This is a genomic window from Nonomuraea terrae (assembly GCF_044465245.1).
In the GTDB taxonomy this organism is placed as follows: domain Bacteria; phylum Actinomycetota; class Actinomycetes; order Streptosporangiales; family Streptosporangiaceae; genus Nonomuraea; species Nonomuraea terrae.
Genome location: NZ_JBITLL010000002.1, coordinates 1,014,834 through 1,035,872, shown reverse-complemented (window position 1 = coordinate 1,035,872; position 21,039 = coordinate 1,014,834). Strand labels below are relative to the sequence as shown.

The window sequence follows — 21,039 nt, the reverse complement described above, 5'->3', positions numbered from 1 at the left end:
CGCCGGGCTCTAATCCGGTGGACGGGTCCCGAGGGCTTTCACTAGGGTGTCGCCCGTGTCCAGTCCTGAGGCGTCAAGACGCTAGCCACCGGTCTCCGGTGGCCTGCCGAGGTGTCACGCGGACGCGCCGTCGCTGAGGCGCGCCATCTGCCGCCGTGCCCGCCGCCGGATCACCGTCGTACGGACTGATTCTTCCCCGTGACTCCGCCACCCCATGGGTGGCGTCGAGCCGGGTCTCCTGCACACGGCAGCGTCGGCGTGCGCCCGATTTCCGCACGTGCTGCCGTTTCACATCGACGGCTCTGGAGTTGTCCGCTCATGCCTTTCGCCATCTACGTCCTCGGACTGGCGGTATTCGCCCAGGCGACCTCTGAATTCATGCTTTCCGGGCTCATTCCGGATATCGCCGCTGAACTGAACGTGTCCCTTTCGGCCGCCGGCGCGCTGACGTCCGCCTTCGCCGTGGGAATGATCGTCGGAGCGCCGCTCATGGCGGTCCTCAGCCTGCGCTGGCCGCGCCGCCGGGCGCTGCTCGTCTTCCTGACCGCGTTCGTGGTCGTGCACGTCATCGGCGCGGTCACCACCGACTTCTCCGTGCTCCTGGCGACCAGGGTGCTCGGGGCGCTGGCCAACGCCGGTTTCCTCGCCGTGGGGCTCGCGGCGGCGACCGGCATGGTCGCGCCGGACGCCAAGGGACGGGCGACCTCCGTCCTGCTCACGGGCACCACGCTCGCCTGCGTCGCCGGTGTGCCCGCCGGCGCCGTGCTCGGCCAGGCGTACGGCTGGCGGGCGGCGTTCTGGGCCGTCGCCCTGATCTGCCTGCCGGCCGTCGTCGCCGTGCTGCGGTCCGTGCCCGCCACGACCTCCGCCGGTGCCCGTCCCGGTGCCCGTCCCGGTGCCCGTCCCGGTGCCCGTCCCAGTGCCCGGCGCGAGCTGCGGGCGCTGCGCCGCCCGCGCCTGCTGGTGGTGCTGCTGGTCGCCGCGCTGGTGAACGCCGCCACCTTCTGCGCCTTCACCTACCTGGCGCCGGTGGTCACCGAGGTCGGCGGGTTCTCCGAAGGGTGGGTGCCGGTGATGCTGGCGCTGTTCGGCCTCGGGGCGTTCGCCGGGGTGACCGTCGGCGGGCGCATGTCCGACGCGCGGCCGATGTGGGTCCTGGTTCCCGGCGGGGTCGCGTTGCTCGCCGGATGGGGGCTCTTCACGGCCACGGCGGGCAGCCCCGCCGCCGTGATCGTGCTCGTCTTCGTCCAGGGCACCCTGTCGTTCGCGGTCGGCTCGACCCTGATCACGCGGGTGATGTACGCGGCGCCGGAGGCGCCCTCGCTCGGCGGCTCGTTCGCGACCGCGGCCTTCAACGTCGGCGCGGCGGCCGGCCCCGCCGTCGGCGGCCTCGCCCTCGCCTCCGGGCTGGGATACCGCTCGCCGCTGTGGGTCAGCGCCCTGCTGGTGGCGGCGGCGCTGGTCACGGCCGGGCTGGCCTGGGCGGTGCGGCCCCTGCGCCGTGGAAAACCCGTGGACAGGCGGGTCCGCGGCGCACTGTGATAGGTCGCGGCCGTCCGCCGTGCGCAGCGGACCGATCGCAGGAGGCGCTCTGTTGACGACCACCGACACCCGCCCGGTGATCACCGCCGCACTGGTCAGGCGGCTGGTCGACACGCAGTTCCCGCAGTGGGCCGGGTTGCCGCTGCGGCTCGTCGACCCCGCCGGCTCCGACCACGTGATCCATCGGCTCGGCGACGAGCTGTCCGTCCGGCTGCCCCGCCACGCCGGGGCGATCGGGCAGGCCAGGAAGGAGCTCGAGTGGCTGCCCCGGCTCGCCCCGCACCTGCCCCTGGCCATCCCGGTGCCGGTGGACGTGGGCCGGCCGGCCTTCGGTTACCCCTGGCACTGGGCGGTGTCCCGCTGGCTGGACGGCGAGGTGGCCACCGTCGAGGCGCTGGGCGGCTCCTCCGCGGCCGCCGTCGAGCTGGCGGAGTTCCTGACCGCCCTGCAGCGGTTCGGGGACGCGCCCGAGGGGCTCGCCGGCCGGCCGCTCGCCGACCGCGATCGCGCGACGCGGGCCGCCATCGCGCGGGTCGGCGGCGTGTTCGACAGGGCGGCCATGACCCAGTTGTGGGACGCGGCGCTGAGCGCCCCGGAATGGGACCGCCCTGCGGTCTGGTTCCACGGCGACTTCCACACCGGCAACCTGCTGACCGTCGGCGGCCGCCTGAGCGCGGTCATCGACTTCGGCGGGCTCGGCGCCGGCGACCCGGCCTGCGACCTGGTCATCGCGTTCACCCTGATGTCGGCCGCCAGCCGCGCCGTCTTCCGGACCGCGCTCGGTGTGGACGAGGCGACCTGGACGCGCGGCCGCGGCTGGGCCCTGGCCACCGGTCTGAACGCCTACACCGCCTACGCCGCCACCGACGCCCGGGTGGCCGCGCAGACCACCCGCCAGATCACCGAGGCCCTCATCGGCTAGAGAGGAAACATTCCTGGCGGCCTTTCCGAAAGCGCGCGCCGCATCCTCGTCCGGGCTCGTGCAGGCATGCTCATGACTCGATGAGGAGGACCTTTTCCCGCGCACCGTCGACCGGGTGCTCTGTTTCCTGACGCCGGTGATCATGGTGGTGCCGGCGTTCCCGGCGTTCTCGATCGTGCCGTTCGCGCCGATGGTCGACCTGTTCGGCGTGCGGACACCGCCGCAGCTGGTCGACCTGCCGGTGGCGGTGCTGTGGAAGATCCACGACAGCCACCGGGGGCGCTGTACGCGCCCGTGGTCGAGGGAGCCGCGCGCCTGCTCGAACACCTCGCCGCGCCGGCGGCCAGGCGCGGCCACGATCGAGCAAACGCACTTCAGGGCTTGGTCCGGTACGCGCCCGAGGCCACCGGCAGCCGGTCCGGCTCCCGGCAGGAACGCAACAGGGCCGAACTGTCGGACTTGAAGACGGCTCTGACGGAAGCGCTCACCGCCGCCGGGCTTGCGTTCGCTGTCCGGTCATCCGATCCGGCGCCGCCGTCGCTCCGGCCATTTTCTGGACAACTCGCACGTTCACCTGATCGACTTCGGACGTCCGAACGCAGCTGACCGAGAGATGGCCTCACGAGCCCATGCCCCTCACCCTGCGGCAAGCCGCCGCCCACCTCAACCTCTCCTACGACGCTCTGCGGAAGATCACGGCTGCGGGCCTGCTTCCTGCGGCCGGTCAACCCGGCGGCAAAGTGCTCATCCCTACGGACGTGGCGCGACGAATCCAGGCTCGCTCCGCTGTGGCGCTCCATCGCCTGCTGCCCACGGCAACGGGCGGCACCACGATGGCAGTGTTACGCGTCGACGTGGCGAAGCCTGTCCTACAAGAAGATCGCTCCTTCATCGGCTTTCACGCTGATCTGCCATCCGCGGACCTGTTGGAGGCGCTGCGCGGATGGTGGATGGGCAGGCCGGAAAAGGTGGCCCAGGCCGGGGTTCTCCCGGTGACACTCGGCGGTTTCGTCGTCGCCGTACTGACGGGGCTGAGCGACTGGGACACCAAACTGACCGACAATGGCCTGGTCCGCCATCGTTTCGATGCCAGGCTCGCCGGCTACATCAGCGACCTCGACACGTCCGTCAACATGATCACGGCCGGCGCATCCGACGACCTGCGCATCGCCGAACTCCTTCTCGGCAAGCGCCTCGAATCCCTGGCCGGCGGCCCGATCGCCTACGTGAGCGCGGCCGCTGCCCCACCAGCCGGCCTCTGAGAGCACTCACGCCGGGGCGCGAGCCGTCCGTTCGTCATCGACCGGCTCACGCCGGCGTCCAGCATGCCGACGGCACGTCGGCGGATCTTCGGCGACGAAGGCCGGCCGCATGGATCCTGCTCAGCGAAATCGCCGCCTTCCGACCCCGCACGGGCGAACGCGCGCTCCTGGCCAGCCGTATATATGATTAGCTCTTGACAAAATATCGCTAGCCCGCATCATTATTAACCGATGGCCGGCCGTGGAATGCCGGTGAGTGGCTGTCGATGAGGAGCACGCATGCACGCGGTTGAGCCACGACTCGATGCTGGCGCCGGCCGGCGTGCGGGGCTTCCCGGCCGCGGAGGCGGCCCACGGAAGCGGCGGGACGATCGGCTCGTCGGATGGTTGTTCCTGCTGCCGGTGATCGTCGGCTTCCTCGTCTTCTACGCCTACCCGACCGTCCGCGGCGTGTGGTACTCGTTCACCGACTACAGCCTGCTCAACGATCCGTCGTACGTGGGCGCCGACAACTACACGAAGCTCATCACCGACGATCAGTTCTGGAACGCGCTGAAGGTCACGGGCTACTACGTGGTCGTGAACATCGTCTCGCAGACGGTGGCGGCACTGGGCCTGGCGGCGTTGATGCACCGGCTGACCCGGTCCATCGTGCTGCGTGCGGCGCTCCTGGTGCCGTGGCTGGTGCCCAACGTGACGATCGGCCTGTTATGGGCGTGGCTGTTGGATCCCGACCTCGGATTCGTCAACCACCTCCTCGACCTCGCCGGACTCGACACGACCCTGTCGTTCAACTCCCCGACCTGGGCGATGCCGCTGGTGGCCCTGGTCAACAGCTGGGCCTACACCGGCTACACCGCGCTGCTGCTCTACGCCGGGATGCTGCAGATACCGCAACATCTGTACGAGGGTGCGGCGATCGACGGCGCCGGCGAGCTGCGGATGTTCCGATCGATCACCCTGCCGCTCCTGCGGCCGATCCTGGCGCTGGTGCTGGTGGTGTCGTTGATCGGCTCGTTCCAGATCTTCGACACGGTCGCGGTCGTGTACGGTGGCAAACCGCCCATTCCGGAGACCCGCGTCATTTACTACTACATCTACCAGCAGGCCTTCACCTACTTCCACATGGGATACGCCGCCGCTGTGGCGATGGTCCTCGTGGTCATCCTCGGCGTGCTGACCGCCGTCCAGATGCGGATGCTGCGCGCGTCGCGCTCGGACCTGGGTTAAGGAGCCTTCTGATGTTCTCCGGATTGAGGATCGGCAGAGGCGTCACCTGGTTCGCCCTCATCGCCGCGGTCGTGCTCACCGTCTTCCCCTTCTACTGGATGGTCCGTACGGCCCTCACTCCCGCGGCCGACCTCTACAGCGACTCGACCGGGCTGTGGCCCCAGAACCCCACATTGATCAACTTCGCCCGGATCCTGGGCCTGGTCGACGCCGAACAGGCCAGAGCCGCCGGCGGGTCGGGCGCGCAGATCGACTTCCTGCGGTACACGATCAACTCGCTCGTCTACAGCGGACTGATCGCCGCCGTACAGACCTTCTGCTGCGCCATGGCCGGCTACGCCTTCGCCCGGCTGCGCTTCCCGGGCAGGGACGTGGTGTTCGGAATCGTCGTGGCCGCGCTGATGGTGCCGCCGATCTTCACGCTCCTGCCGAACTTCGTCCTCGTCAAGCAGCTGGGGATCCTGAACACCATTCCTGGCATGGTCCTGCCCAGCCTGTTGATGACCCCGTTCGCGGTGTTCTTCCTGCGCCAGTTCTTCCTGTCCATCCCCAGGGACGTGGAGGAGGCCGCGACACTCGAGGGCATCAGCCGGTGGGGGATGTTCTGGAGGATCGTGCTCCCGATGAGCCGGGGTCCGCTGATCACCATCGGGCTGACCACCATCGTGTGGAGCTGGAAGGACTATCTGTGGCCGTTGCTGGTCGCGAAGGGCGAGAGCACCCGTGTCCTCACGGTCGGCCTGGGCGTGTTCCTCCAGCAGTCCCCGAACCGGGCACCGGACTGGAGCGGGCTCATGGCCGGATCGGTGTTGTCCATCCTGCCGGTGCTCCTCCTGCTCGTCTTCCTCGGCAGGCGGCTGGTGCAGTCCATGAACTTCTCCGGCATGAAGTGAACAGCGAGACCCCGGGCCGGTGACCGGCCCGGGGTCGGTTACGGGTGTCAGCCCGCCGGTGATTCCGTCGGCCGAGGTCAGGAGATCCTGGTCCGGCCCAGCGTGAGCCAGCCGGAAACGGTCGTGTCCTGGCCGGCGTTGGCGAAGCGCAGCGGCATGCCGTGCCGCAGCGGGTTGGCGGCCCGTAGCACCAGTGTGTAGTCGCCCTTGCGCAGGTCCTCGGTGGACAGGGCGGCGGTGAGCTCGGCCGGGACGCCGGGCATGACGCCGGTCAGCCGCCACGAGGTCGTCCAGACCCGGGCGATCCGGCCGTCGCCGCCGACGGCGGCCACCTGCACAGGCCAGTCGTAGGCGAACGGGGCGACGCCGTCGTTCCTGATCCGGACGGCGAGGTCCAGGCCGCGGTGCCGGGCCTCGCTCCTCACGGCGGTGACCTGCAGCTCGTAGCCCAGTGACTTCGCTGCGGCCAGAGCGTTGCCGTAGGCGGCGCCCGTGTAGCCGGGGCTGAAGGCGTAGTGGTTGAGCAGCCAGGTGGCGTGGGTCTGGGCGACGCCGGCGGCGAAGTCCTTGTCCCCGTCACCGGCACAGTCCATCGGCGTGTTGAAGAGGCAGCCCTGCAGTTCCGGCCGCAACTCGCCGGCGACCGTGTTGCTCTTCCACTTGTCGGTGGTCCCGGCCTGCCGCATCAGGTCCATGAAGTGCCAGCCGGGTCCGGGCAGGGTGGAGTAGGCGAAGGAATCGTCGTGGTAACCCAGGTCGTGCGCCCTGTTGTCGGCGCCGGGGTAGCGGACCATGAGCCTGGTCTCGTCGAAGGCCGCGTCGTACGCGTTCAGCATCCTGAGCTGCTGGGCCGGGGACGCGAACCAGTTCTCCGTTCCGTCGCCGTTGTACGGCCAGGTGTGCCACTCGCCCCAGAAGCCCAGCAGGCCGAGCTGGACGAACCCCACCCGCGGATCTCCGTCGTAGCGCCGGCCGAGCGCGGCGATGAACCGGTCGAGCGCGGCGACCAGGTTCGGGTCGTCGTAGTCGGGCGACACGCTCTGCCCGTTGTTGCCGAAGTCGTCGTACGGGCGGGTCATCAGGCCCTGGTCGAGCAGGAACTGCGGGATGCCGCTGGGCTTGCTCGGATAGTCCAGGTAGAACCGGAACGCCGCCTGGTGGCCTCGGGCGGCGATCGTGTTCAGCTGCTCTTCCAGGGGCCGCCAGTCGAACCGGTGGGGACCGGTCATCACCGCGTTCAGCGGCAGGTAGAACCACTCCATCGAGTGCGGGAACGTCGTATAGGCGCCTGCGTACGGGATGAAGCCCTTCAACGGATTGGCGTCCGGGGCCTCCGCCGCCGCCAGGGGCCGCCAGCCCGGCTGTGTGGCCGCGGTCGAGCCGGTGGCGGGCAGCGCCGCCGCCACGACCGCGGCCAGGACGGCGACGATCGCCAGCCGGGCGGGCCGCTTCATCGGAGAGTGGACCATCGAAGCCTCCACATGACGTCCGTCAAGGCACTTATGAGCTAGCCTTGACAAATTTTCGATGAGCCACATCATTATTCGATAGAGCGAACAAGGCAAGAGGGACTTTTCGCGGCCCTCGGCCCACCTCCCCCCAGGAAGAGGCACCTCGATGACCAACAGGAAGCGGATCGGCGCGGCGCTGCTGTGCGGGCTGCTGGCGGGCACCGCGCTCACCGCGTGCAGCGGCTCGGAGACCGGCGAGGCGGCGGACGGCCAGATCACGCTCGACTACTGGCTGTGGGACGACAACCAGCAGGCCTCCTACCAGGCCTGCGCCGATGCCTTCCACACAACGAACCCGAACATCACCGTCAAGATCACTCAGACGGCCTGGGCGCAGTACTGGCAGAACCTGACCACGCAGCTGGCCGCCGGCGAAGCCCCGGACGTGTGGACCAACCAGGTGTCGTACTACCCGCAGTTCGTGTCCAGCCAGCAGATCCTCGACATCCAGCCCTACGTCGACGCCGACAAGATGGACCTGAGCCAGTACCAGGAGGGGCTGGCGGAGCTCTGGACCAAGGACGGCCGCCGGTACGGCCTGCCAAAGGACTGGGACACCGAGGCGATCGTCTACAACAGCGAGATGCTCGAGAAGGCCGGCGTCAAGCCCGAGGAGCTGGCCGACCTCACCTGGAACCCCGCCGACGGCGGCACCTTCGAGCAGGTCATCGCCAAGCTCACCACCGACGAGCAGGGCCGCAACGGGCTGGACCCGGCCTTCGACAAGGACAACGTCGCGGTCTACGGATACCAGCCGGAATGGAACGACGGCTCCCAGGGCCAGAACGGATGGGGCGAGCTGGCCGCCGCCAACGGCTTCACCTACCTGGACAAGAACCCGTGGGGCACCCAGTACAAGTACGACGACCCCAAACTGATCGAGACCATCAGCTGGTACAAGGCGCTGACAGACAAGGGATACGCGGCCCCGTTCGAGACGCAGTCGACGCTCGGCATCGACGCGGTGATGAACTCGGGGAAGGCCGCGCTGACGATCGCGGGCTCCTGGACCATCAACACCTACCTGGGTGACGGCGCCAAGCAGAAGTTCGCGCTCGCACCGCTGCCCGTCGGCCCGGTCGGCGTCCGCAAGAGCGCCATCAACGGCCTGTCGGACGCGATCTGGGCGGGCACCGAGAACAAGGACGCCGCGTGGAAGTGGGTGAAGTACCTCGGGTCGGCCGACTGCCAGGACCTGGTCGCCGGCAACGCCGTGGTCTTCCCCGCGATCAAGACCTCGACCGAGAAGGCGCTGGCCGCGCACCAGGCCAAGGGCCGTGACGTGCAGGTGTACGTCGATTACACCAAGACTCCCGAGGGCACGTTCCTCCTGCCGATCACCGAGCACGGCACCGAGATCAGCCAGATCGTGCAGGACGCCCTGCAGTCGGTCATCCTCGGTCAGATCGAGCCCGCTGAGGCCCTGACGAAAGCCAATCAGCAGGTCAACGCCCTGTTCGGCTGACCGTTCCATCATCTGCCCCGTTCGGCGGGATCCACGCTGAGCATCCCGCCGGACGGTCACCGCTGCTCGAAGGAGAACCATGCCCCTGCTCGTCAACCTGGCCGGCCGCGACTTCGCGGTCGAACTCACCGGTTCCGAGCCCCCGACGCCCGTCGCCGGTGGTCTGATCCTGCCGCCGGGCCGGGTCGCGATCCTGCACGGCCTCACCGACGCCCTGTTCTACCGCCACGGCCAGAACTCCTGGAGCCCCTGCGGGTGGCGCCGTCTCAGCGAGCCCCCCTTGCGGATCGCCGGCCCCGAACGGCGCCTGACCGCCGACGACACCGTCTGGGACGACCCGGCCCGTCACCACTCCTCGGCCGTGGCCGCGCTGCAGGGCGCCGACGGCCGCGTGCTGCTGCTGGGCTCTCTCGGGCTGGGCACCCCGCGGCTGGCCGCCGACCACGACACCCTCGCCGGCTGGTGCGAGGACGACGGGGCCCCCTGGTTCCTCGCGTACGGTTCCGAGCAGGAGGTCCTCGCCCAGTACACCGAGCAGCTGGCCGAGCGGCTGGGCAGCAGCGACCGGCGCGCGGGCAACGTGTGGTGCACCTGGTACGCCTACTACGAAGGCATCACCGAACAGACGCTGAACAAGGACATCGACGAACTGGCCGGTCTGCCGTTCGACGTCGTCCAGATCGACGACGGCTGGGAGCTGGCGGTCGGAGACTGGGAGCCCAACCACAAGTTCCCCTCCGGCATGCGGGCCATGACCGAACGGATCACCGCCATCGGGATGAACCCGGGCCTCTGGCTGGCGCCGTTCATCGTGCTGCCCACGTCGGCGACGGCCCGCGAACACCCCGAGTTCCTGCTGCGCGGCGCCGACGGGCAGCCCGTCGTCGCCGGCCACAACTGGGGCACCGCCTACTGGGCCCTGGACCTCACCCACCCCGGCGTCCAGGAACACCTCACCCGGCTGATCAACCGCGTCGTGCACGAATGGGGCTTCACCTATCTCAAGATCGACTTCATCAACGCCGGCGCCATCCCCGGCGTCCGGCACTCCGGGGCACCTCGCGAGCAGGCGTACCGGGACGCGCTCGCCCTGATCCGGCGCGTCGCGGGTCCGGAGGTCTACCTGCTCGGCAGCGGAGGCCTGCTGCTGCCCTCGCTCGGACTGGTCGACGGGCTGCGCAGCGGCCCCGACGTCGCCCCGCTGTGGACCAACTACGCCAGCGACGACCCCTCGGACGCGATGGCCTACAACGCCGTCGTGAACACGCTGCACCGGCTCTGGCAGTCGCGTCTCCTTCAGGTCGACCCCGACGTCGTGTACTTCCGCAGCCGCCTCAACCTGCTCACCGAGACCCAGATGAGCTGGTTGCGGGACCTGGCCGCGATCTGCGGGTTCAAGGCCGTCTCCGACCCGCCGTCCTGGCTCAGCCCGGACGAGCTCGAGCGCATGGCCGCCTACCTCGCCGAGCAGCCCGAGATCCGCCAGGTAGGCCGATACAGTTTCGCCATCGACGGCCGCACGGTGGACTTCACCGCCGCGCTGGACGCGGGGCAGCAGTACCCGATCTCGTGAGGGGACCGCTAGAATTTCGCTTCAACGAAGCATAATTGGGGGGTAAGCGGTGCCCGAGGCGGCCGGAGCCGATGTCAGCAAGCTGCGCGAACTCAACTCGCTCAGCATCGTCCGGGCGATGCGTGGTCAGCCACCTGCCACCGTCACCGAGCTCGCCGCACGCACCGGCCTGTCCCGTCCGGGGACCGACGTCGTGGTCCGCGGGCTGGTCACCGACGGATGGGTGCAGGTCGTCGAACCCGACGGCAGCAGCGTCGGCCGCCCGGCTCGCCGCTACCGCTTCAACGCCGGCGCAGGACACGTGCTCGGCGTCGACGTCGGCGGCCACAAGATCCTGGTCCTCCTCGCCGACCTCGAAGGACAGGTGCTGCGCAGCCACCGGCTGCCGGTCGACCCGGACGCGGCCCCGGCCGCACGGCTGGAGGCCGTCGACACCGCCATCTCCCAGTGCCTGTCAGCCGCCGGTATGCGGCCCGACCAGATCTGGGCGGTTACGGTCGGAGTGACCGGCCCGGTCGACGCCACCGGCCGCACCACGCTGTTCACCCCGCTGCCGGGCTGGGCGAGCGTCTCTCCCGCCGAGCACCTCGCGGCCCGCTTCAGCTGCCCGATCCTGGTCGAGAACGACTGCAAGCTCGCCGCCGTCGCCGAACGCTGGCAGGGTGCCGCGCAGGACGCCGACGACATCGTCTACCTGCTGGCGGGCATGCGGACCGGCGCCGGTCTCATCCTCGACGGCACCCTGCGACGCGGCTACGGCGGGGCGGCCGGGGAGATCGGCGCACTCAAAGCGGTCCGCTGGCTCTCCGCTCCCTCCCACATCCAGAACTGTCCCGGGGTGCCCGAGGGCATCCACCCGAACGACAAGGCCGCCTGGGTCTTCGAACGCGCCCGCGAAGGCGACCGCGACGCCAGCACCGCGCTCCGCCGCTATGTCAAAGACCTCGCCGTGGGGGCGGCGGCACTCGTGCTGACCCTCGACCCGCAGGTCGTCGTCCTCGGCGGCGGCTACTCCCGTTCCGCCGACCTCCTCATCGACCCCCTGGAGCGGGAGCTGCGCCGCCTCTGCCTGCGTGTCCCCGAGATCAGGGCGTCCAATCTGGGCGCGGACAGCGTCGCCCTCGGCGCACTGCGCGTCGCCTTGGACGAGGTCGACTCCCGACTGTTCACCGACGGCATGCCCGCGCCTCTCACCCCCCAGAACTGAGATCGTTCTGGAGCCGTCACTCCTGCCGGTTCCGGAACACATCCCGTCGCGGACCTCGGAAGCTGAGCGCGGCCGGAGCGGGCAGGGGAGTGTGTACCGGTTCGGTCAGCGGACCAGGCGGCCGCGCACGACGACGCGGCTCGGCCGGTCCAGGACGTCGAGCCGGCGGCGGGGGTCGGTGGCGAAGGCGAGGATGTCGGCGGGCGCGCCTTCCTCGATGCCCGGCAGGCCGAGCCACGCGCGGGCCGTCCACGACGCCGCGCCGACGGCGACGTCACCGGGCAGGCCGGCCTCCGCCAGCCACCTGATCTCGTCGGTGAGGTGACCCGGCGGCAGGTCGGTGCCCGCCAGGACGGTCACCCCGGCCTCGTACGCGGCGCGGGCCAGGCCGGGATGCCGCCGCCATCCCTCGCCGAACCACGTACGCGTGCCCGCCGGCACCTGCGGATCGGCCATCAGCGGCGCGAGCTGCGCGAAGGCCGTCGCGGTGGGGACCAGTGCCGTGCCCTGAGCGGCCATGGTGGCCAGCAGGTGCTCCGGCAGGTGCATGCCGTGCTCGACGGAGTCGACGCCGGCCAGCACCGCGGCGGTGCCGCCGCCGGCGTGCTGGGTGTGCGCCGCCACCCGGCCGCCGGCCTGCCGGACCGCCCGCGTCGCCGCGGCCACGACCTCGGGGGACATGGTGGGGGCGTACCCGTCGTCGCCGGTCAGCCAGTCGACGATGAGCTTGCACCAGCCGCCCGAGGCTCGTGACTCCTCCACGGCGGCCGCGGGGATCCGTTCCTGCGGGAGCTGCCGGCCCCAGCCGGGGAAGAAGCCTCCCTCCGCGGCGACGGCCAGACCGGCCTCCCACACCCGCGGAAGACCGGGATCGTCGCCGAACCAGGACGGCAGCCGGCCCGCCGACCCCGGCACCCGCACCGCGGACACGCCGGCCGCGCGCAGCTGCTCGCCGTGGGTGCGCAGCAGCCGCTCGTCCAGCGGCTCACCGATCCCCGACGTGCCCGGATGGCAGTGGGCGTCGACGAGGCCCGGCATGAGATAGCCGCCGTCGGCGACGGTCTCGGCGCCGGCCACCGGCGTGAACGTGATCCGGTCCCCGTCCACGTAGACCTCGCCCGGCTCGTCGCCCGGCAGGATGATCCCCCGCAACCGCCACACTGGCACGCCGGCCCCTTCCGCCGGCCCTCAGCCTACGTCGCCCGTTCGCGCGCCAGGCCGGCCAGCAACCCCTTCACGTCCGTCGCCTCGTACGCGTCCCCCTCGAACGGCCCGATGAGCACCGGGCCGTCCTCGGCGGCGTCGGGCAGCCGGCCGTGGCTGCCCCGCACCGGCGCCGGGTCCAGCGGCACCACCGACATCGTGTAGCGGAACCCCAGGGTCTTCCTGGCCAGGGCCGCGGCGGCACGCAGCTTGACGAAGGGGTCACGCGGGTCCATGAACAGCTCGGCCGGGTCGTAGCCGGGCTTGCGGTGGATCTCCACGAGCCTGGCGAAGTCCGGGGCCCGGTCGTCGGACAGCCAGTAGTAGTAGGTGAACCAGGCGTCGGGCTCCGCCACCGCGACGAGCTCACCGGCGCGCTCGTGGTCGAGCCCGTACTTCGCCTTGCCCGCCTGGTCGAGCACCTCGTCCACGCCGGGCAGCCCGGCGACGACGTCGCGGGCGCGGGCGAGGTCGGCCGGGTCGCGTACGTACACGTGGGCCACCTGGTGGTCGGCCACGGCGAACGCCCGCGACGCCCACGGGTCGAGGTACTCCATCCCCTCCTGGGTGTAGACCTCCAGCAGTCCCGCACCGCGCAGCGCCCGGTTGACGTCGACCGGGCGGGACGCCGGCGTGATGCCGTACTCCGACAGCACGACCACCTCGGCGTCCTCGGCGAGCAGCGGCGCCAGTGCGGCGTCCACGGCGCGGGCGGCGGCGATCGCCTCGGAACCGTCGGGGCCGTACCGCTGCAGGTCGTAGTCGAGGTGCGGGACGTAGACCAGCATCAGGTCGGGCCGCTCACGCTCGAGGATGCGGCGGGCCGCGCCGATGATCCATTCGGACGAGGCGATCCCCGCGGTCGGGCCCCAGTAGTTGAACAGCGGGAACGTGCCCAGCGCGGATTCCAGATCGTCGTGGAGCGAGGCCGGCCGGGTGTAGCAGTCGGGCGACTTGCGGCCGTCGGCGTGATAGATCGGGCGCGGGGTGACGAGCAGGTCGGTGGGCGCGCCCATCGCGTACCACCAGCAGACGTTGGCGGTACGCAGGCCGGGCACGGCGGTCCACAGCTGGTCGCCCTGGATGAGCGCGTTGTGCTGGCGCCACAGGAAGACCTCGCCGAGGTCGCGGAAGTACCAGCCGTTGCCGACGATGCCGTGCTCGCGCGGCATCGTGCCGGTCAGCAGGGTGGCCTGCATCGAGCAGGTGACCGCCGGGAGCACGGGCCGCAGCGTGGCCGCCGCGCCCACCTTGGCCACGTTCGGCATGTGCGCCAGCAGGCGCGGGGTCAGCCCCACCACGTTGATCACGACGAGCGGTGCCATCAGAACCTCCCGAGGGGGCCGGCGGCTTCAGCCGTCGGCGGGATCGGGAGTGGGAGGGCCGTCACGGCCCGAGTGTGCTCTGACCTGCCGGGTCCGCGCATCACAGATGTCCTTCCGGATTTTGTCGGTGCCAGCCGGTACCGTGGTCGTCTGGTTACCGAACGTGGGAGGTGGGAGTGCGCAGGTCGTTCGTGTTCCTGTTGCGCCCCACCAGCAAGCAGGCCGCCGCGCTTACGCGGTGCCTGGAGGATCATCGGCAGCTGTACAACGCCGCGCTGGAGCACCGCCGCACCGCCTACGCCAAGGCCGGTGTCACGATCCGCTACGGCGAGCAGTCGGCGGAGCTGAAGGAGATCCGCAGGGCGGACCCTGACGGTCAGGGCCGCTGGTCGGCAGGCTCCCAGCAGCAGACCCTTCGCCGTCTCGACAGGGCGTTCACGGCGTTCTTCCGCAGGGTGAAGGCTGGACGGAAGGCCGGGTACCCGCGCTTCAAGGGCCGGGGCCGGTTCGACACGGTCGAGTGGCCCGCGGTCAAGAACGGCGCGACGTGGGACTCCCAGCCACACGAACCGGCGACACGGGTTTATCTGCTCGGCATCGGACATGTGCGGGTGCACCAGCACCGGGCCGTGAAGGGCCGGGTGAAGACGATCAGCGTCAAGCGGGAGGCCTCCCGCTGGTACGTGGTTTTGTCGTGCGCGGACGTCCCCGCGCAGACCCTGCCCGCGACCGGTGCGGTCGCCGGGATCGACATGGGCGTGGCGTCGCTGGTCACCACGAGCGACGGCGAACACGTGGCCAACCCGCGTTACTCGGCAGCGACCGCTGACCGTCTTGCGGCGGCACAGCGGGACCTGGCCCGCAAGAAGCGCGGCTCCAAGCGTCGCCGTAAGGCCGTCGCGCGAGTGGCCGCGCTGCACGACAAAGTGCGACGGCAGCGCTTGGACGGCGTGCACAAGGCCGCCCTGCGCCTGGTTCGCAGGTATGACGTGATCGTGCACGAGGCGCTGAACGTCGCGGGCATGACCAGGCGTGTCACGCCCAAGCCGGACGGCGACGGCGGCTACCTGCCCAACGGCGGGTCCGCGAAATCCGGGCTCAACCGAAGCATCCGCGACGCGGGTTGGGGGGTGTTTCTGGCGATCTTGTCGCACAAGGCTGAAAGCGCCGGTCGAGAGTTGATCGCGGTGAACCCCGCCAACACCTCCCGCACCTGTGCCCGCTGCGAGCACGTGGCGAAGGAGAACCGCCTCACCCAAGCCGAGTTCCGATGCATGGCGTGCGGCCACGCTGCGCACGCCGACGTCAACGCAGCCGAGAACATCCTGAGGGCAGGGCTTGCCCTTCGTGAGGCTGCGGGAGCGGCTTGGCGAGAAGCCGCTCCCTTCAAGGAGCGGAGGAGTCACCACTGCTCCTTCAGTCCCAGCGAGGCCAGCCGGCCCCGCATCCAGTCGACCTCGGCGGCGATGCCGGCGGCGAGGTCCGGCGGCGCGTCCGGGAGCACGGCCCAGGTGTAGGTCTCCACCTCGACGTGCCGGGTCAGCGGGGCGGGGCCGCCGAGGAGCGTGCGCAGCAGCCCGTCCAGGTACGGCGCGCTGGTGGTGAGCGGCGCGGGCGGGTCGGCGTGCAGCGGGACGTGGAAGTGCACCCGCCAGCTCTCGTCCGCGGGCAGGCCGCCGGCCAGCGCCTCTCCGAGGTCGTCGGTGAACCCGCCGGCGGAGCGCGTCTGGTGCAGGAACCGGGGCTCGTCGAACGCCGCCAGCGCCCGCTGCGCCCCTGGCGGGGCCTCCAGCGCGCACGACGCCTGGAGCTTGACGACCGGCAGTTCCGTACGGGCGCCCGCACCCGGCTCCTCGAACCCGACGGCCATGTGGCAGGCGTCCAGGCACAGGCCCAGGTAGTCGTGGTCGACGTCGCCGAGCAGGGCGGCCGCCTGGGGGGTCGTCTCGATGAGGCAGCCGGGCTCCGGCTCGAAGCCCAGCCGGATCACCTTGCCGGTCCTGGCGGTCAGCGCCCGCAGCCCCTGGGCGGCCGCGTCCACGTTGGCCATGACCGCCGCCGCCTTGTCCGCCGTCCAACCGGTACGCCAGGCGAGCGGGAGCGTCGAGATCGTGCCCTCGGCGACGTCGTCCGGCAGCAGCGCGGCCAGGATCTCGGCCAGCCCGAGCGTGTACCGCAGCCGCTCCGCCTCGGCCCAGTCGGGCTGGTACACCCGGTACTTCACGACCTCGTCGTGGAAGCCCCGGTACGGGAACCCGTTGAGGGTCACGACCTCCAGCCCGAGCGCGGTCAGCTGCTCGCGGAGCGCGGCCAGGTCGTCGCGCCGGGCGAGCAGCCCGGCCGCGGCCGGCTGGGGCAGCCAGAGGCCGACGCCGAGCCGGTCGGCGCCGAGCAGCGCCCTGACCCGCGCGGCGACGCCGGAGAGCTGGCGGCGGATGCCGGGCAGATCCTCCGCGGGGTGCACGTTGGTGCAGTAGGACAGGTGGACGGCCGAGCCGTCCGGATGCCGCAGCCGCATGGTCAGCCTCGCTTGATCGTGTTGCCGGCGTAGTCGGGGCCCGCCTCGGCGCCCGACTCCAGGCTGAGCCGCCCGCTCTGCCCGTAGAAGGCCACCGGGTTACGCCAGAGCACCTGCTCCACGTCGTCCGCGCCGAAGCCGGCCGCCAGCATGGCGTCGGCGACCGCGCGCGTCTTCAGCGGATCGCTGCGGCCCCAGTCGGCGGCCGAGTTCACCAGCATCCTGGCGGTGCCGTACTGCCTGAGCACGGCCACCATCCGCTCCGGGTCCATCTTGGTGTCCGGGTAGATCGAGAACCCCATCCAGCAGCCGGAGTCCGCGACCAGGCCGACGGTCACCTCGTTGAGGTGGTCGACCAGCACCCGCTCGGGAGGCGTCCCCGAGGCCCGCACCACGTCGAGCGTGCGGCGGGTGCCGGCGGCCTTGTCCCGGTGCGGCGTGTGCACCAGGACGGGCAGGTCGTTCTCCCGGGCGAGGGTGAGCTGGGTCTCGAAGGCGTGCTCCTCCTCGGCCGTCATCGAGTCGTAGCCGACCTCGCCGACCGCGACCACGGAGTCCTTCAGCAGATAGCGCGGCAACTCGGCCAGCACGCCCGCGCAGCGCCGGTCGTTCGCCTCCTTCGGGTTGAGCGCGAGCGCGCAGTGGTGGCGGATGCCGTACTGCGCGGCGCGGTACGGCTCCCAGCCGAGCAGCGCGTCGAAGTAGTCGAGGAAGCTGCCCACGTTGGTGCGCGGCTGGCCCAGCCAGAAGGCGGGCTCCACCACGGCGCGTACTCCCGCGGCGTGCATGCGCTCGTAGTCGTCGGTGGTCCGGGAGGTCATGTGGATGTGCGGGTCGAAGATGCGCATTCAGATCCTCTCCATGACGTCATGCGGGACGGGCCGGCCGGCCGCCCGCAGCTCCGCCGCGTAGTCCGACAACATGCGGGCGAGCTCGGCGTCGAACCGGCGCTCCAGGCCCGCGACCGAGGCCAGCGGGATCCCCATGAAGACGCACTTGAGCACGCCCTGGCGGAAGGAGTGGTCGTCCAGCCACGCCGAGCCGTACGGGCCGAGGGCGGCGGCGACCAGCCGGGTGTCGTTGGTGCGCAGCGCGTCCTCCACCAGCCCCACCGCCTCCGGTCCCGCGTCGAGATCGGGCAGCGCGGACAGGATCGCCAGCCGTTCGCCGCTGTCACCGCGTACGTACAGGTCGCTGATCACGGCGCTGATCACGGCGCTGATCACCGCGCTGTTCGCGGCGCTGTCGCCGCGCAGCGCCCGCAGCAGCGCGCCGCGGGCGTCGGGGCCGCCGCGCCGCTCGGCCTGCGGGAAGAGCAGGTGGATCGCCCGCGGGTCAGCCTCCACCCGCCGGACCGCCTGCGCCAGCCACTCGTGCTCCGCCTGACTCATGTGCCCTCCTCAGGAAATCGATCGATCGGCGGGCGACCTGCGGGGCCGCGTGACCGTGCCGGGCCAGCTCGACCGCCACCAGGCCGGAGTAGCCGCGCAGCTCGGCGAGCACGCGAGGGAAGTCGATCTCGCCCTCGCCGAACTCCAGGTGCTCGTGGACCCCGCGGCGCATGTCCTCGATCTGCACGTGCACGGTGTACGGCAGCGCCCGCCGCGCGCACGCGGCCACGTCGTCCCGCTCCACGCAGTGGGCGTGGCCGACGTCGAAGGTGAGACCGAAGCGCGGATGGGCGCCGAGCAGCGCGCGCAGCCGCTCGAAACCGTCCAGGTCCTGGACGAGCATCCCGGGCTCCGGCTCGAACCCCAGGGTGACGCCGGTCCGGTCCGCCTCGTCGAGGAGCCGTTCGCACCGGCCGGCCAGGCGGGCGTAGGCCTCCTGCTCGGTCACGCCGTCCGGCCGGGCCCCGCTCCACAGGTGCACCACGGGGGCGCCCAGGTCGGCGGCGATCCGCATCGCCGTCGTCAGGAACGCGGAACGGCGCTCCGCGCCGTCGCTGATGAGCGTCGGATGGTGCTTGTGCCAGGGATCGAGGGTGTAGCGCCCGCCCGTCTCGACGACGGCGGACAGGCCCAGCCGGTCGAGCAGCCCGGCGATCCTGGACACCTCGGCGGCCAGACCGGGGGAGTACGGGTCGAGGTGCCCCCGGTCGAGCGTGATCGCCGCACCGGCGTAACCCAGCTCGGCCAGGACCTCGAGGGCCTCGGTGAGCCGGTGGTCGCCGAAGCCGTTGGTGCAGTACGCCCACTTCATGACGTCGCCATCCTGGACGAGAGCCACCGGCCCACGGGCAGCGAGCACAGCAGCGCGCCCGCCGCCGCGAACCGGCCGTTCCCCGCGACCGCCGCCGCCTGGAGCGGGATCAGCGCGAGGATGCTCAGGCGGACGGCTCGCCGTACGCTCTCGGGGTCGGGACTGGCCCGTAAGCCGGCCTGGACCGGCAGCGTCGAGGCGAGATACCCGGCGATGAGGACGCCCGCGCCCGCCCGGGCGGCGGCGTCGCCGCGCAGGCTGGAGGCGACCGCCAGACCGGCCGCCGCCCCGCTGGCGGCCAGCGCGCGCCCGGCGGTCGCGGGCGACGCCCCCGTCACCTCGGCGCGGCCCAGGACACTGATCCCGTACGTGTGCGCGCCGACCGCCAGCGCCATCGGCACGGCGGCCCGCGCCTGCGCGCCCGCGCCCATGAGCACGTCGAGGGCGCGGCAGGCCGCCATCGACGCCGGGCCCGCCGCCGTCCGCTTGAGGCCCAGGTCGTACGCCCACACCGCGCCGGCCAGCAGCCCGGCGGTGGTGAGGCCGCGGCGCCCGCCGGCGGCGGCGGCGACGGCCAGGCCGGCCCCGGTGAGGGCGGCCGCGAGGCCGAGCGCGGTGCCCGGACGGATCCTGCCGGACGGGATCGGCCGCTCCGGCCGCACGGCGGCGTCGGCCTCGCGGTCGGCCCAGTCGTTGAGCGCCATGCCCGACCAGTACATGAGCACCGACGCCAGGGCCAGTCCGGCGTTCGGGCATCGGCCCGCGGCGGCCGCTCCGGCCATGGTGTCGCCGGGCACCGACAGCGCGGCCGGGGCCCGGACCAGCTCCAGCAGCGCCCTCACGACAGCTCCTCGGCGAACGCGCGCAGCCGGGCGTACTGGGCGGCCAGTGCGTGCTCGCCGCCGCCCAGCGGGTTCTTGAAGAAGTAGCCGAGCTCGGGCAGCGGGCCGTGCCGTCCCTTCTCGTGCGCGCGGGCCACCAGCCGGGCCAGGTCCAGCACGAGCGGGGCGGCCAGCGCCGAGTCGCAGCCCTGCCAGGTGAACTGCAGCGCCATCCGCACCCCGAGGAAGCCCTCGAAAGTGACGTGGTCCCAGGCGGTCTTCCACTCGCCGAGGTCGGCGACGAAGTCGATGTGCGTCTGCCCCTCGACGGGCTCGTCGAAGACGCCGGCGACGACCTGGTCCTTGGACAGCTGCTTGCTGGATCGGGCGGCCGGATCGGCGAGCGTGGCGCCGTCGCCCCCGCCGAGCAGGTTGAGCCCGGACCAGGAGCGCACGCGCAGCGCCCGGCTCGCGAACATGGGCGCCAGCGCGCTCTTGACCAGCGTCTCGCCGGTCTTGCCGTCCCGCCCCGCGTACGGCACCTGCCGTAAGGCGGCCAGTTCGGCCAGCGCGGGCAGGGTGGGACCGGTGGACGGGGTGAACTCCACGTAGCCGCAGCCGGCCTGGAAGGCGGCGTAGGCGTACAGGCTGCTCGGCGGCAGGACGTCGTCGCCGGCCGCGAGCCGCTCCTCCAGGTCGGCCAGCCGGGCGAACTCCGGGCGGTCGGCGGCGGGCGGCTCGGTGGAGGAGACGTTGACGACGACGACCCGGGCCAGGCGGTGGCGGGTGCGGAAGGCGGCGATGTCGTCACCCAGGCGGGCGGCGGCGGCCGCCTGGTCACGGTCGCCGGGCACGTCGCCTGGCACGTCGCCGGACACGTGGCTGGGCACGTGGCTGGGCACGTGGCCGGGGCGGATCTCGGCGTCGGCGGCGTCGAGGTCGGCGGCGATCAGGTCGGGCAGGTGAGGGGGGACGACTCCGGCTCTGCCGAGTTGCTCGGCGCGTTTGCGCAGAGGCGTCTCGGTGATGTCATGACCGCCGAAGACGAGGCCGGCGAGCGGGACGAGCGTTGCGGGGAAGTGGGGGGATTCGGTCACGCATCCCTGCGGGGGTGCGAGTCCGGCTTTGATCGCGGCGGCGCCGGCGGTCGCGGTGGTCGCCACGGATCCGCGTGCGCCGATGAGCCACACACCGACCTTGTCCATGGAAGCTCCTGTGTGTCGGGCTTCATGCCATATGCGAGGTGCATACGGTATGTCAGTTAAGAGCGACTTTTACCGATGGTCAAGCAGAAGTTGATCGAGGTTCGTCCTATCGCCCGCGCCTTAGGACCGCCGCCGCCTGAACTGCCGCCCGCTCCGGCGT

The 21,039-nt window shown here is 71.5% G+C and carries 18 protein-coding genes; 9 read left to right on the top strand and 9 right to left on the bottom strand.

The features are described from left to right. The first annotated feature begins 318 nt into the window (after positions 1 to 318). From ACIBP6_RS11225 to ACIBP6_RS11205, 5 genes are all read left to right on the top strand, one after another. Positions 319 to 1,542, top strand: coding sequence for a Cmx/CmrA family chloramphenicol efflux MFS transporter (locus tag ACIBP6_RS11225; protein ID WP_397051077.1), 1,224 nt, complete (start codon positions 319 to 321; stop codon positions 1,540 to 1,542). Between the two features lie 52 nt (positions 1,543 to 1,594). Continuing rightward, a complete protein-coding gene (locus ACIBP6_RS11220) occupies positions 1,595 to 2,464 on the top strand; it encodes an aminoglycoside phosphotransferase family protein (RefSeq protein WP_397051075.1) in 870 nt (289 codons plus the stop codon). A 629-nt stretch (positions 2,465 to 3,093) separates the two neighbouring features. Further along, entirely contained in the window at positions 3,094 to 3,726 is a 633-nt protein-coding gene (locus tag ACIBP6_RS11215; RefSeq protein ID WP_397051073.1) for a helix-turn-helix domain-containing protein, read from the top strand. A 387-nt stretch (positions 3,727 to 4,113) separates the two neighbouring features. Beyond that, complete coding sequence (locus ACIBP6_RS11210) at positions 4,114 to 4,956, top strand: carbohydrate ABC transporter permease (RefSeq protein ID WP_397051071.1); 843 nt, start codon at positions 4,114 to 4,116, stop codon at positions 4,954 to 4,956. A gap of 11 nt (positions 4,957 to 4,967) precedes the next feature. Then, a complete protein-coding gene (locus ACIBP6_RS11205; protein ID WP_397051069.1) occupies positions 4,968 to 5,849 on the top strand; it encodes a carbohydrate ABC transporter permease in 882 nt (293 codons plus the stop codon). Positions 5,850 to 5,926: 77 nt separating this feature from the next. Here ACIBP6_RS11205 and ACIBP6_RS11200 read toward each other — a convergent pair whose 3' ends face one another. Continuing rightward, complete coding sequence (locus ACIBP6_RS11200) at positions 5,927 to 7,318, bottom strand: hypothetical protein (RefSeq protein ID WP_397051067.1); 1,392 nt, start codon at positions 7,316 to 7,318, stop codon at positions 5,927 to 5,929. Positions 7,319 to 7,466: 148 nt separating this feature from the next. Here ACIBP6_RS11200 and ACIBP6_RS11195 point away from each other — a divergent pair, with 148 nt between their 5' ends. The 3 genes from ACIBP6_RS11195 (at position 7,467) to ACIBP6_RS11185 (ending at position 11,605) form a co-directional block, all read left to right on the top strand. Next, positions 7,467 to 8,825, top strand: a complete 1,359-nt coding sequence (locus ACIBP6_RS11195; RefSeq protein ID WP_397051065.1) for an ABC transporter substrate-binding protein — start codon at positions 7,467 to 7,469, stop codon at positions 8,823 to 8,825. A 79-nt stretch (positions 8,826 to 8,904) separates the two neighbouring features. After that, the gene (locus tag ACIBP6_RS11190; protein WP_397051063.1) at positions 8,905 to 10,398 is read left to right on the top strand and encodes a glycoside hydrolase family 36 protein; all 1,494 of its coding nucleotides are present in this window, start codon (positions 8,905 to 8,907) and stop codon (positions 10,396 to 10,398) included. Between the two features lie 49 nt (positions 10,399 to 10,447). Next, a complete protein-coding gene (locus ACIBP6_RS11185) occupies positions 10,448 to 11,605 on the top strand; it encodes an ROK family transcriptional regulator (protein ID WP_397051061.1) in 1,158 nt (385 codons plus the stop codon). Positions 11,606 to 11,710: 105 nt separating this feature from the next. On the opposite strand, the gene ACIBP6_RS11180 is transcribed toward ACIBP6_RS11185, so the two are convergent. Together ACIBP6_RS11180 and ACIBP6_RS11175 are read right to left on the bottom strand one after the other, a co-directional pair. Continuing rightward, on the bottom strand, positions 11,711 to 12,772 hold the full coding sequence (locus ACIBP6_RS11180; RefSeq protein ID WP_397051059.1) for an amidohydrolase family protein: 1,062 nt from the start codon (positions 12,770 to 12,772) through the stop codon (positions 11,711 to 11,713). A gap of 26 nt (positions 12,773 to 12,798) precedes the next feature. Then, entirely contained in the window at positions 12,799 to 14,133 is a 1,335-nt protein-coding gene (locus ACIBP6_RS11175) for an alkaline phosphatase family protein (protein ID WP_397051057.1), read from the bottom strand. Between the two features lie 176 nt (positions 14,134 to 14,309). Here ACIBP6_RS11175 and ACIBP6_RS11170 point away from each other — a divergent pair, with 176 nt between their 5' ends. Then, complete coding sequence (locus ACIBP6_RS11170) at positions 14,310 to 15,650, top strand: RNA-guided endonuclease InsQ/TnpB family protein (protein WP_397051055.1); 1,341 nt, start codon at positions 14,310 to 14,312, stop codon at positions 15,648 to 15,650. On the opposite strand, the gene eboE is transcribed toward ACIBP6_RS11170, so the two are convergent. The 6 genes from eboE to ACIBP6_RS11140 are packed head-to-tail and all read right to left on the bottom strand — an operon-like array spanning position 15,536 to position 20,879. Then, positions 15,536 to 16,651: a metabolite traffic protein EboE gene (eboE, locus tag ACIBP6_RS11165; RefSeq protein ID WP_397051053.1), complete on the bottom strand. Its 1,116-nt coding sequence runs from the start codon at positions 16,649 to 16,651 to the stop codon at positions 15,536 to 15,538. The genes ACIBP6_RS11170 and eboE overlap by 115 nt on opposite strands. A gap of 2 nt (positions 16,652 to 16,653) precedes the next feature. Next, a complete protein-coding gene (locus tag ACIBP6_RS11160; protein ID WP_397051051.1) occupies positions 16,654 to 17,499 on the bottom strand; it encodes a TatD family hydrolase in 846 nt (281 codons plus the stop codon). Beyond that, complete coding sequence (locus ACIBP6_RS11155) at positions 17,500 to 18,042, bottom strand: EboA domain-containing protein (protein ID WP_397051050.1); 543 nt, start codon at positions 18,040 to 18,042, stop codon at positions 17,500 to 17,502. Next, entirely contained in the window at positions 17,987 to 18,853 is an 867-nt protein-coding gene (locus ACIBP6_RS11150) for a sugar phosphate isomerase/epimerase family protein (RefSeq protein WP_397051048.1), read from the bottom strand. The genes ACIBP6_RS11155 and ACIBP6_RS11150 overlap by 56 nt, the downstream gene beginning before the upstream one ends. After that, a complete protein-coding gene (locus ACIBP6_RS11145) occupies positions 18,850 to 19,695 on the bottom strand; it encodes an SCO3242 family prenyltransferase (protein WP_397051046.1) in 846 nt (281 codons plus the stop codon). The genes ACIBP6_RS11150 and ACIBP6_RS11145 overlap by 4 nt, the downstream gene beginning before the upstream one ends. Next, positions 19,692 to 20,879, bottom strand: a complete 1,188-nt coding sequence (locus ACIBP6_RS11140) for an inositol-3-phosphate synthase (RefSeq protein WP_397051044.1) — start codon at positions 20,877 to 20,879, stop codon at positions 19,692 to 19,694. The genes ACIBP6_RS11145 and ACIBP6_RS11140 overlap by 4 nt, the downstream gene beginning before the upstream one ends. Positions 20,880 to 21,039 lie beyond the last annotated feature (160 nt).

What these genes read in the sequence shown, in the direction of transcription:
- ACIBP6_RS11225 (WP_397051077.1), top strand. Translation starts at nt 319, where the DNA reads ATGCCTTTCGCCATCTACGTCCTCGGACTGGCGGTATTCGCCCAGGCG.
- ACIBP6_RS11160 (WP_397051051.1), bottom strand. Translation starts at nt 17,499, where the DNA reads ATGCGCATCTTCGACCCGCACATCCACATGACCTCCCGGACCACCGAC.
- ACIBP6_RS11175 (WP_397051057.1), bottom strand. Translation starts at nt 14,133, where the DNA reads ATGGCACCGCTCGTCGTGATCAACGTGGTGGGGCTGACCCCGCGCCTG.
- ACIBP6_RS11215 (WP_397051073.1), top strand. Translation starts at nt 3,094, where the DNA reads ATGCCCCTCACCCTGCGGCAAGCCGCCGCCCACCTCAACCTCTCCTAC.
- ACIBP6_RS11200 (WP_397051067.1), bottom strand. Translation starts at nt 7,318, where the DNA reads ATGGTCCACTCTCCGATGAAGCGGCCCGCCCGGCTGGCGATCGTCGCC.
- ACIBP6_RS11190 (WP_397051063.1), top strand. Translation starts at nt 8,905, where the DNA reads ATGCCCCTGCTCGTCAACCTGGCCGGCCGCGACTTCGCGGTCGAACTC.
- eboE (WP_397051053.1), bottom strand. Translation starts at nt 16,651, where the DNA reads ATGCGGCTGCGGCATCCGGACGGCTCGGCCGTCCACCTGTCCTACTGC.
- ACIBP6_RS11195 (WP_397051065.1), top strand. Translation starts at nt 7,467, where the DNA reads ATGACCAACAGGAAGCGGATCGGCGCGGCGCTGCTGTGCGGGCTGCTG.
- ACIBP6_RS11205 (WP_397051069.1), top strand. Translation starts at nt 4,968, where the DNA reads ATGTTCTCCGGATTGAGGATCGGCAGAGGCGTCACCTGGTTCGCCCTC.
- ACIBP6_RS11140 (WP_397051044.1), bottom strand. Translation starts at nt 20,879, where the DNA reads ATGGACAAGGTCGGTGTGTGGCTCATCGGCGCACGCGGATCCGTGGCG.
- ACIBP6_RS11155 (WP_397051050.1), bottom strand. Translation starts at nt 18,042, where the DNA reads ATGAGTCAGGCGGAGCACGAGTGGCTGGCGCAGGCGGTCCGGCGGGTG.
- ACIBP6_RS11150 (WP_397051048.1), bottom strand. Translation starts at nt 18,853, where the DNA reads ATGAAGTGGGCGTACTGCACCAACGGCTTCGGCGACCACCGGCTCACC.